Genomic DNA, 10,573 nt, shown 5'->3' on the forward strand with positions numbered 1-10,573 from the left:
GTAGGCGGTCCTACCCGGAGCGGGCGGCACACAACCCTCAACCGCCCCTGCGGGCACGGAAACGGCCCGGTGGGAGCAACCACCGGGCCGTTTCTCTCAGTTGTGGGTGACGCGCGCCTTACGCGGGGCCGAACCCGACCTTGCGGGACGTCGGCTCGCCGATGTCGACGTACGACAGCCGGTCGGTCGGCACCAGGACCTTGCGGCCCTTGATGTCCGTCAGGCTGAGCAGCTGCGACTTGCCCGTCAGCGCGTCCGTCACGACCGCCTCGAGCTCCTCGGCGCTCAGTCCGCTCTCCAGCACGATCTCCCGGGGTGCGTGCTGCACGCCGATCTTGACCTCCACGGCTATGTCCCTCCGACGGTCCGAGTCGCGCGATCACCGCGCCGTACCCGGACACATTAGCCCGGAGAGGGGACGGGAACCGCCCGTCGCAGCCACGCTGGAAGCGAACAGGGGCCCGTGGGGCCCCTGCGTCGTCCCCGGCCGTCACGGCGGCCGGCACCCGTAAGGGTGTCAGTGCGGCTGCGCGTCGGTCCCGTGCAGCGGGAACCCGGCGATGCCGCGCCACGCGAGCGAGGTCAGCAGCTGCACCGCCTTGTTCCGCTCGACCGGGCTCTCGCTGGAGAGCCAGTAGCGGGCCACGACCTGGGAGACGCCGCCCAGCCCCACGGCCAGCAGCATCGACTCGTCCTTGGACAGCCCGGTGTCCTCGGCGATCACGTCGGAGATCGCCTCGGCGCACTCCAGGGAGACCCGGTCGACGCGCTCGCGCACCGCGGGCTCGTTCGTCAGGTCCGACTCGAAGACGAGGCGGAACGCGCCGCCCTCGTCCTCGACGTACGCGAAGTAGGCGTCCATCGTCGCCGCGACCCGGAGCTTGTTGTCGGTCGTCGAGGCGAGCGCCCCGCGCACCGCCTGCAGCAGCGCCTCGCAGTGCTGGTCCAGCAGCGCCAGGTACAGGTCCAGCTTGCCGGGGAAGTGCTGGTACAGCACCGGCTTGCTGACGCCCGCGCGCTCGGCGATGTCGTCCATCGCGGCCGCGTGGTACCCCTGCGCGACGAAAACCTCCTGGGCCGCCCCCAGGAGCTGGTTGCGTCGGGCTCGGCGCGGCAGGCGTGTGCCCCGCGGGCGCGCCGCCTCGGTCTGCTCGATGGCTGTCACGCCGCCTCCCACTTTCTCTCTGTACACAGTGCGCTGTGCGCCGCGCCCGCCATCGTACTTTTCGGTAACCGAATCCGGGGGGTCCAGGCCGAGTTTTCTCGGTCTTCGGACAGTCACCGACACCGTGCGGACCTGTGCGAATGCGCTCGGACAGGAGCGAAATCGGTCACCTCGGCGGCGGTCAGCGGTAGTCGTCCTCGTCGAGGGCCACGACCCGCGCCTGCTCCGCGGCGTCCCCGTCCGCCGCCTCGCCCCGGTCGTGTCCTGTGGGGGGCTGGTCCTCGCTCGGGGTCAGCTCGGTGTGCTGCTCGGCCGCGTCCGCCTCAGGGGCCTCCGCGTCCAGCGTCTCCCCGAGCTCGTCCTGGAAGGTGTCCGGCTCCGTGGGGTCGGCAGTCATGTGGCTCCCCTCATTTTCCATTTTTCCTTGTCGGTTACGAGCCTAGGAGAGTCGGGGGTGCGCCGCTACGCGGATCTGTGAGCGCGAACACACGGGTCCCGGCGTGATCGTCTCGTAACATTGGCCCATGTCTTCGACCGAGCTGCCGGGTGTCCGCACCACCGCCGCGGTGTCTCCCCAGGTGAGCGCCGTGCGGGTGGCCGAAGGAGAGCAGCTGCGGAGGGTGACGCTCCCCGGGCTGACGCTGAACGTGCGGTTCCGTCCGCCGGCCCGCCCCGACCTTCCGCCCGCCCTTTACGTCCACGGGCTCGGCGGGTCCTCGCAGAACTGGTCGGCACTGATGCCGTTGCTGGAGGACGTGGTGGACGGCGAGGCCGTCGACCTCCCCGGCTTCGGGGACTCCCCGCCGCCGGACGACGGCAACTACTCGGTCACCGGACTGGCCCGCGCGGTCATCCGGCACCTCGACGCCGCCGGGCGCGGTCCCGTACACCTCTTCGGCAACTCCCTGGGCGGCGCCGTCACCACCCGGGTGGCCGCGGCGCGCCCGGACCTGGTGCGCACCCTCACCCTGATCTCGCCCGCGCTGCCGGAGCTGCGCGTGCAGCGCTCGGCGGTGCCGACCGCGCTGCTCGCGGTGCCGGGAGTGGCCTCCCTCTTCTCCCGCCTCACGCAGGGGATGAGCGCGGAGGAGCGCACCCGTGGCATCCTCGCCCTGTGCTACGGCGACCCGTCACGGGTCACCCCCGAGGGGTTCCGCAACGCGGTGGAGGAGATGGAGCGGCGCATGAGGCTGCCGTACTTCTGGGACGCGATGACGCGGTCCTCGCGCGGGATCGTCGACGCCTACACGCTGGGCGGCCAGCACGGCCTGTGGCGGCAGGCGGAGCGGGTGCTCGCGCCGACGCTGCTGGTGTACGGCGGGCGCGACCAGCTCGTCTCGTACCGGATGGCCCGCAGGGCGGCCGCCGCCTTCCGCGGTTCCCGGCTGCTGACCCTGCCGGACGCGGGGCACGTCGCGATGATGGAGTATCCGGAGGTCGTCGCCACGGCCTTCCGTGACCTGCTGCGGGACACGCGTGCCGCCGCCGAAGCGGGCGGGGGCTGAGGGTTCCGGTGGGACGACATAGCAGGAAGGGCCCGGCCGCTCCCGCTCCCTCCCAGGAGGACACGGGCTCCGGCAGTACGGGCGCCGGCGGCGCGGCAGGTGCCGCCGGCTCCGGGGCGTGGACGGCCGACGCCGCGCCCGGCACGGTGTACGGCGACTGGCACGGCGTACCGCGCGTCGCCGATACGGGTGGTTTCCCGCAGGGGCCGGACCACGGCGGCCACGCCGTACCCCGGGCCGCCGGGGGGCAGGGCGCGGTGCACGACACCGGCGCCTTCCCGTACGTACAGGACACGGGCGCGTTCCCGCGCGTCGAGCCCGCCGGGGCGTACTCCGGCGCGTACGGCACGGGCGGCTACGACGCGCTGTACGACACGTCGGGCTTCGTACTGCCCCGGGACGCCGGGTTTGCCCCGGCCCACGACACGGGGGCGTACCCGCGCGTCGCGGACACCGGGGGCTTCCCGCGCGTACCGCGGCCGGGGGGCCACCCGGGCGGCGGGGACACCGGGGCCTTCCCGCGGATCGCCGACACCGGTGAGTACCCGGTGGTGCACGAGACCGGCGGGTACGACGCGCTGTACGACACGGGGGGCTTCGCACTGCCCCACGACACGGGGGCGCACCCGCACACGGCGTACGCCGGCGGCCACGGCGGCACCCAGGACACCGGCGGCTACGCACGGCCCCACGACACCGGCGGCTTCCAGAGCCCCCACGACACCGGCGCGCACCCGCGCGTCACCGGCACCGGCGCCATCCCGCGCCTCGCCCGGCCCGGCGTGTACCAGCGCCTCGCCGACACCGGTGCGCTGCCCCGCGTCACGGGCACCGGCGCGATGCCGCGCGTCGGCGGCCCCGGTCAGGACACCGGCGGCTTCGACGCCGTGCGGGACAGCGGGGCCGTACCCCGCGTCACCGTGACCGGCGGGCTGCCCGGCACCGGCACCGGCACCGGCCCGCAGCCCCGCGTCGCGGAGACCGGCGGCGTCGCCGTACCGCGGCCACGGCGCGAGGGCGACGCCACGCCCGCGACCGGCTCGCACCGCAGGGCCGCCGCACCCGCCGAACGCAAGGGCGGGCGCGGCCGGACGTACACCGGCATCGCCGCGGCCGCGGTCACCGTGCTGCTCGCCGTGATCGTCGCCGGACAGGTCACCGGCGACCAGACCCGCACCACCGGCGTCCTCTCGGCCGACGACGACACCGGCCAGCGCGGCGGCGCCGCGTCGGCCGCCTCGCGCTCCGAGGAGCGGCCCACCCCCAAGCAGCAGCCCTCCGCGCCGGCCGCCGAGCCGACGTACGAGCAGAAGATGGCGGCCCCGTACCCCATCGACCCCAAGCTCAAGGGCTCGGGCGAGTTCGAGACCGTGCCCGGCGTCGCCAAGGCCCCCGGCAAGGGCCGCCTGGTGCGCTACCGCGTCGACGTCGAGAAGGGCCTCGATCTGGACGCGCAGCTGTTCGCCGAGGCCGTCCAGCGCACGCTCAACGACAAGCGCAGCTGGGCCCACGGCGGCGAGATGACCTTCGAGCGCGTCCCGTCCGGCGAGGCCGAGTTCGTCATCACCCTCGCCAGCCCCGGCACCACCGGAACCTGGTGCGCCAAGTCCGGCCTGGACACCACCATCGACAACGTGTCCTGCGACTCCGCGTCCACCGAACGCGTCATGATCAACGCGTTCCGCTGGGCGCAGGGATCCGTCACCTACGGGCCGGAGCGGATGTTCGCGTACCGCCAGATGCTGATCAACCACGAGGTCGGCCACCGGCTCGGGCACGGCCACGTGAGCTGCCGCACGCCCGGCTCGCTCGCGCCGATCATGCAGCAGCAGACGAAATCCCTGGATATCGACGGCGTGAAGTGCCAGCCCAATCCCTGGGTTTATCCCGGCAGTTGAGAAGAGGATCGCTGGATTTCCGGCGTATCGTCGGACAATCGCGTTGACATCGATCGGCTGATCGGTAATTGTTCTCGGCATGTCGTCCTTCCACGCCGCCTCCGCGAGCGCCGCCATAGAGCTGGCGCTGCTCGGCGTGACCGCGCACAGCGTGGCCGACATCTTCTGTAGCTGACCGCAGCCTGAGCGCGCGCGTCGACACCCCTCCCGTCTTCCGACGGCTTCCCGTTTCCGCCGCGCCCGGGCCCCGCACGCCCGTGGGCGCGGCTCGGCGTTTCCCCCATTCCGCTCAAGTCGCTCTCGCGTGGCGTCCCGAATCCACCGATTCCTTCACGCCGAGAGGTCCCTTTTCCGATGCGTTTCCAGTCCGCCACATCGCGCCGCATGGCAGCGGCCGCCGTCAGCCTCGTACTGGCCGGGGGCGCCGCCGCGTGCGCGGGGCCCCAGGACGGTACGGAGAAGAACGGCGCGGAGCCCGGTGCCGCCGGCGCACCCCGCAAGGGCGGCACGCTGACCGTCCTCAACGCCGATCCGCAGAACGACTTCGACCCCGCCCGCCTCTACACCTCGGGCGGCGGCAACGTCCCGTCGCTGGTCTTCCGCACCCTCACCACCCGCAACCGCGAGAACGGCGCCGAGGGCACCAAGGTCGTCCCCGACCTCGCCACCGACACCGGCCGCCCCAACGCGGACGCCACCGAGTGGACGTACACGCTCAAGGACGGGCTGAAGTACGAGGACGGCACCCCGATCACCAGCGCCGACATCAAGTACGGCATCGAGCGGTCCTTCGCCGCCGAGCTGTCGGGCGGCGCCCCCTACCTGCGCGACTGGCTGGTCGGCGGCGAGAAGTACCAGGGCCCCTACAAGGACAAGAAGGGCCTGGACTCGATCGTCACCCCGGACGAGAAGACGATCGTCTTCAAACTCCGCAAGCCCGAGGGCGAGTTCCCCTTCGTCGCCACCCAGACGCAGTTCGCCCCCGTGCCCAAGGCCAAGGACACCGGCGCCAAGTACGAGGAGCACCCGGTCTCCTCGGGCCCGTACAAGGTCGTGAAGAACGAGAACGACGGCGAGCGGCTGGTCCTGGAGCGCAACCCGCACTGGTCCGAGGCCACCGACGCCGAGCGCAAGGCCTACCCGGACACCATCGACGTCCGCTCCGGCCTCGACTCCGCCGTCATCAACCAGCGCCTGTCCACCAGCTCGGGCGCCGACTCCGCGGCCGTCACCACCGACACCAACCTCGGCCCGGCCGAACTCGCCCGGGTCACCGCCGACAAGGAGCTCGCCGGCCGCGTCGGCACCGGCCACTTCGGCTACACCAACTACCTCGCCTTCAACCCGAAGGTGAAGCCCTTCGACAACCCCAAGGTGCGCCAGGCGATCTCCTACGCCGTCAACCGCACCAGCGTGGTCAACGCCGCCGGCGGCTCCGCCCTCGCCGAGGCCGCCACCACCTTCCTGCCGGAGCAGAAGGCCTTCGGGTTCACCCCGTACGACCACTTCCCGGCCGGCGCGACCGGCGACCCGGCCAAGGCGAAGCAGCTGCTCAAGGAGGCCGGCTTCGCCAACGGCCTGACCGTCACCCTGACGCACTCCACCGCGCAGAACCGCCAGACCAGCCCCGAGGTCGCCACCGCCGTCCAGCAGGCGCTGGCCGCCGCCGGGATCACGGTCAAGCTGGAGGGCCTGGAGAACAACGCGTTCAACGAGCGCCGCTGGGACGCCAAGAACACGCCCGGCTTCTTCCTCTCCCGCTGGGGCGCCGACTGGCCGTCCGGCGGCCCGTTCCTGGCGCCGATCTTCGACGGCCGGCAGATCGTCACCAACGGCTCCAACTACAACCACGCGCAGCTGAACGACCCGGCGGTCAACAAGGAGATCGACGAGATCAACAAGCTGACCGACCTCGACGCGGCCGCCGCCCGCTGGGGCGCCCTGGACAAGAAGATCGGCGAGCAGGCGCTCGACGTCCCGCTCTTCCACCCCGTCTACAAGCGCCTGGTCGGCAAGTCCGTCAAGAACGTCGTGATCAGCGACTGGACCGGCGTCCTCGACATCTCGCAGGTCGCAGTCAAGTGACCTCCGTACACCAGGCACTGGCGCCCGCGCCGGGGGGCACCGCCCCCGGCGCGGGCGCCGCCCGCCAGGTCTGGCGCCGGCTGCGCCGCCGTCCCGCGGCGCTCGCAGCCGCCGCCGTCCTGGTCCTGCTCGTCCTCGTCGCGCTCTCCGCGCCCCTGCTCGCCCACCTCGCGGGCCAGGACCCCAACGCCTACCACGACGACCTCGTGGACTCGGCCCGCGGAGGCGTCCCGACCGGCTCCTTCGGCGGCATCAGCGCCGATCACTGGCTCGGCGTCGAACCGGGCACCGGACGCGACCTGTTCACCCGACTCGCCTACGGCGCCCGCGTCTCCCTGCTCGTCGCCGCCGGGGCCACCGTCGTCAACATCACCGTCGGCGTCCTCGCCGGCCTCGCCGCCGCGCTCGGCAACCGCTTCCTCGACAGCGCCATCAGCTGGGCCACCGACGTGATGATCGCATTGCCGACCCTGGTCCTCGGCATCGCCCTGACCGCCGTCGTGCCGCCCGGCTTCCCGCGCCCGCTGCTGCTGGTCCTCCTCATCGGACTGCTCGGCTGGGGCGGCACCGCGCGGATCGTACGGGCCCAGACCCTCAGCCTGCGCGAGCTGGACTTCGTCGCCGCCGCCCGGCTGTCGGGCAACGGCCCACTCCGGGTGGCCCGCCGGGAGCTGCTGCCCTCGCTGGCCGCGCCCGTGATCACGTACGCGGCGATCCTGCTGCCCGTGAACATCGTGGCCGAGGCCTCACTGTCCTTCCTCGGGGTCGGCGTCACACCGCCCACCCCCTCCTGGGGGCAGATGCTCTCCACCGCCCAGACCTGGTTCCTCGCCGACCCGGCCTACGTGCTGCTCCCCGCCGGTCTGCTGTTCGTCACCGTGCTCGCCTTCACCGTCCTCGGCGACGCCGTGCGCACCGCGCTCGACCCGCGTGAGGCCGGCCGGCTGCGGGTGGGCACGAAGAAGGGAGGCGCGAAGTGACCCGCTTCGTCCTCAGGCGCGCCGGCGGCGCCGTGCTGGTGCTGCTCGTGCTCTCCGTCGCCGTGTACTTCCTCTTCTACCTCGCACCAGGCGACCCCGCCCGGCTCGCCTGCGGGGAGCGCTGCAACCCGCAGCAGATCGCCCAGGTGCGCGAACAGCTCGGCCTGGACGAGTCCGTCGTCGCCCAGTACCTGCACTTCCTCCAGGGCCTGGTCGCCGGCCGCGACTACTCCGCCGGCACCGGCGTGCTGCACTGCGACGCGCCCTGCCTCGGCTTCTCGTACCAGAACGACCAGCAGGTCACCGGACTCCTGCTGGAGCGGCTGCCCGCCACCCTCTCCCTCGCCCTCGGCGCGCTCGTCATCTGGCTGGTCGCCGGCGTCGGCACCGGACTGCTCTCCGCGCTGCGCCGCGGCGGCCCCACCGAGCGCGTCCTCACGCTGGTCACCCTGGCCGGCACCGGCACGCCCGTCTTCATCCTCGGCCTGCTGCTGCTCATGCTGGTCTGCGCGTACCTCCGGTGGCTGCCCTTCCCGACCTACGTGCCCTTCTCCGAGGACACCGAGCAGTGGGCCTGGAACCTCCTCCTGCCCTGGGTCACCCTCGGCTTCTTCGAGAGCGCCAAGTACGCCCGGCTCACCCGCAGCGCCACCCTGGAGACCCTCGCCGAGGACCACATCCGCACCTTCCGCGCCTACGGCGTGGGGGAGCGGGCGGTCGTCGCCCGGCACGCCCTGCGCGGCGCCGTGCCGCCGGTCATCGCCCTCAGCGCCATCGACCTCGGCACCATGATGGGCGGCGCCGTGCTGACCGAGTCCCTGTTCGGCATCCCCGGCCTCGGCAAGACCCTGATCGACGCCGTCCGGGTCGTGGACCTGCCCGTGGTCGTCGGCGTCGTCCTGGTCATCGGGACCGCCGTCGTCGTCGCGGGCGCCCTCGCCGACCTCCTCTACGCCGCCGCCGACCGAAGGGTGGCCCTGGCATGACCGAGCACCGCACCCAGCCCCTCGTCGAGGTCGCGGACCTCACCGTCGAATTCCCGGTCGGGGCGCCCGGCTCCTACGTACGGGCCGTCGACGGCCTCTCCTTCACCCTGGCCCCGGGCCGCGCCCTCGGCATCGTCGGCGAGTCCGGCAGCGGCAAGTCCACCGTGGCCGCCGCCCTGCTGGGCCTGCACCGCGACACCGGCGCCCGGCTCACCGGCACCGTCCGGGTCCGCGGCACCGACGTGGCCGCCGCCGGCCCCGCGGAGCTGCGCGCCCTGCGCGGCTCCACCGCCGCCATGGTCTTCCAGGACCCGCTCAGCTCCCTCGACCCGTACTACGCGGTCGGCGACCAGATCGCCGAGGTGTACCGCGTCCACCACGACGTCTCGCGCCGGGCCGCCCGCGCCCGGGCCGTCGAGGTGCTCGACCGGGTCGGCATCCCCGACGCGGTCCGCCGCTCCCGGTCACGCCCGCACGAGTTCAGCGGCGGCATGCGCCAGCGCGCCCTGATCGCCATGGCCCTCGCCTGCGAGCCGCGGCTGCTGGTCGCCGACGAGCCCACCACCGCCCTTGACGTCACCGTCCAGGCCCAGATCCTGGACCTGCTGCACGGGCTGCGGGAGGAGCGCGGGCTGGCGCTGCTGCTGGTCACGCACGACGTGGGCGTCGCCGCCGAGAGCGTGGACGAGCTGCTGGTGATGCGGTCCGGCGCCGCCGTGGAGCGGGGGCCGGTCGCGGACGTGCTGGCCGCGCCCGAGCACCCGTACACGAGGGCGCTGCTCGGCGCCGTACCGCGGCTGGACGCGCCGCGGCGGAGGCCGGCGGCCGCGGTGCCGGTCCCACCGGCGCGTGACGGGGGGTCCGCGGACGGCGCGTCCCGGGCTCCCGTGGACGGCGGTCCCGCGGATGCGGTCGGCGGTCCCGGGGATGGGCTCGGCGTGCTCGCGGACGCGGCCGGCGTGCCCGTCGTCGAGGCCGTCGGGCTGCGGCGGGAGTTCGGGCGGGGACGCGGGCGCGTCACCGCGGTCGGCGGGGTGTCGCTCGCCCTGCGCGCCGGGCAGACCCTCGGCGTCGTCGGCGAGTCCGGCAGCGGCAAGAGCACCCTGGGCCGGATGCTCGTCGGGCTGCTGGAACCCACGGCCGGCACCGTACGCCACGACGGCCTCGCCGTGTCCGGCATCGCCCCCGGTGCCCAGATGGTCTTCCAGGACCCCACCTCCTCCCTCAACCCCCGCCGCAGCATCGGCGAATCCATCGCCGACCCGCTGCGCGCCGCGGGGGAGCGGGACGAGACGGCGATCCGCGCCCGGGTCGCCGGGCTGCTGGAACGCGTCGGCCTCGACCCCGGCCACTACGACCGCTACCCGCACGAGTTCAGCGGCGGCCAGCGCCAGCGCGTCGGCATCGCCCGCGCCCTCGCCCCCCGGCCCCGGCTGATCGTCTGCGACGAACCCGTCTCGGCGCTCGACGTCACCACCCAGGCCCAGGTCACCGCCCTGCTCGCGGAGCTCCAGCGGGAGCTGGGACTGGCCCTGGTCTTCATCGCCCACGACCTCGCCGTCGTCCGGCAGGTCAGCGACCGGGTCGCCGTGATGCGCGGCGGCCTCGTCGTGGAGGAGGGCCCGGCCGAGGAGGTGTACGGGGCTCCGGCCCACGCGTACACCCGGCAGCTGCTGGCCGCCGTGCCCGCCCTCGACCCGGCGCTCGCCGCCGAGCGGCGCACCGCGCGCCGGGTGCCCGTACCGGTGTAACGGAGGCCCGGCGGGCCTTTCTACCGCGCCGGAACGCGGTGCGCGCGCGAAAGTTACGACACTTCACCCCTTCCGGTGGCGGGGGGGGCCACCCCCCCCCGCGCCCCCCCCGCCCGCCCCCCCGGGGGGGCCCCCCGCGCCGCCCCCCCCCCCCCCGCGCCCCCCCGCCCGGGGGGCGGGGGGGGGCGCGCGGGGGGCGGAGG

General features: G+C 73.8%; 10 protein-coding genes. 7 read left to right on the forward strand and 3 right to left on the reverse strand.

The features are described 5' to 3' along the window. Window positions 1–118: 118 nt before the first annotated feature. The 3 genes from ACIF6F_RS12640 to ACIF6F_RS12650 all read right to left on the reverse strand — a co-directional run bounded on the left by ACIF6F_RS12640 (window position 119) and on the right by ACIF6F_RS12650 (window position 1,562). The gene (locus tag ACIF6F_RS12640; protein WP_399945088.1) at window positions 119–346 is read right to left on the reverse strand and encodes a DUF3107 domain-containing protein; all 228 of its coding nucleotides are present in this window, start codon (window positions 344–346) and stop codon (window positions 119–121) included. Window positions 347–517: 171 nt separating this feature from the next. Next, window positions 518–1,165: a TetR/AcrR family transcriptional regulator gene (locus tag ACIF6F_RS12645; RefSeq protein ID WP_399945090.1), complete on the reverse strand. Its 648-nt coding sequence runs from the start codon at window positions 1,163–1,165 to the stop codon at window positions 518–520. Window positions 1,166–1,346: 181 nt separating this feature from the next. Further along, window positions 1,347–1,562 (reverse strand): hypothetical protein, encoded by a 216-nt coding sequence (locus ACIF6F_RS12650; RefSeq protein ID WP_399945093.1) that lies wholly within the window; start codon window positions 1,560–1,562, stop codon window positions 1,347–1,349. A 127-nt stretch (window positions 1,563–1,689) separates the two neighbouring features. Here ACIF6F_RS12650 and ACIF6F_RS12655 point away from each other — a divergent pair, with 127 nt between their 5' ends. From ACIF6F_RS12655 to ACIF6F_RS12685, 7 genes are all read left to right on the forward strand, one after another. Beyond that, window positions 1,690–2,670 carry an alpha/beta fold hydrolase gene (locus ACIF6F_RS12655; protein ID WP_399945096.1) on the forward strand — a complete coding sequence of 327 codons (981 nt, stop codon included), beginning with the start codon at window positions 1,690–1,692 and terminating at the stop codon, window positions 2,668–2,670. A gap of 8 nt (window positions 2,671–2,678) precedes the next feature. Beyond that, window positions 2,679–4,568 (forward strand): DUF3152 domain-containing protein, encoded by a 1,890-nt coding sequence (locus ACIF6F_RS12660; RefSeq protein WP_399945099.1) that lies wholly within the window; start codon window positions 2,679–2,681, stop codon window positions 4,566–4,568. A gap of 79 nt (window positions 4,569–4,647) precedes the next feature. Beyond that, complete coding sequence (locus tag ACIF6F_RS12665) at window positions 4,648–4,743, forward strand: Ms4533A family Cys-rich leader peptide (protein WP_399945102.1); 96 nt, start codon at window positions 4,648–4,650, stop codon at window positions 4,741–4,743. Window positions 4,744–4,952: 209 nt separating this feature from the next. After that, window positions 4,953–6,653, forward strand: coding sequence for an ABC transporter substrate-binding protein (locus ACIF6F_RS12670; protein ID WP_399945105.1), 1,701 nt, complete (start codon window positions 4,953–4,955; stop codon window positions 6,651–6,653). Next, window positions 6,650–7,633 (forward strand): ABC transporter permease, encoded by a 984-nt coding sequence (locus tag ACIF6F_RS12675; RefSeq protein WP_399945108.1) that lies wholly within the window; start codon window positions 6,650–6,652, stop codon window positions 7,631–7,633. The genes ACIF6F_RS12670 and ACIF6F_RS12675 overlap by 4 nt, the downstream gene beginning before the upstream one ends. Beyond that, a complete protein-coding gene (locus tag ACIF6F_RS12680; RefSeq protein WP_399945110.1) occupies window positions 7,630–8,619 on the forward strand; it encodes an ABC transporter permease in 990 nt (329 codons plus the stop codon). Before ACIF6F_RS12675 ends, ACIF6F_RS12680 begins: the two co-directional genes overlap by 4 nt. Further along, window positions 8,616–10,370 (forward strand): dipeptide ABC transporter ATP-binding protein, encoded by a 1,755-nt coding sequence (locus ACIF6F_RS12685; protein WP_399945113.1) that lies wholly within the window; start codon window positions 8,616–8,618, stop codon window positions 10,368–10,370. Before ACIF6F_RS12680 ends, ACIF6F_RS12685 begins: the two co-directional genes overlap by 4 nt. Window positions 10,371–10,573 lie beyond the last annotated feature (203 nt).

Source organism: Streptomyces sp. NPDC086023 (genome assembly GCF_044540325.1).
GTDB lineage: Bacteria > Actinomycetota > Actinomycetes > Streptomycetales > Streptomycetaceae > Streptomyces.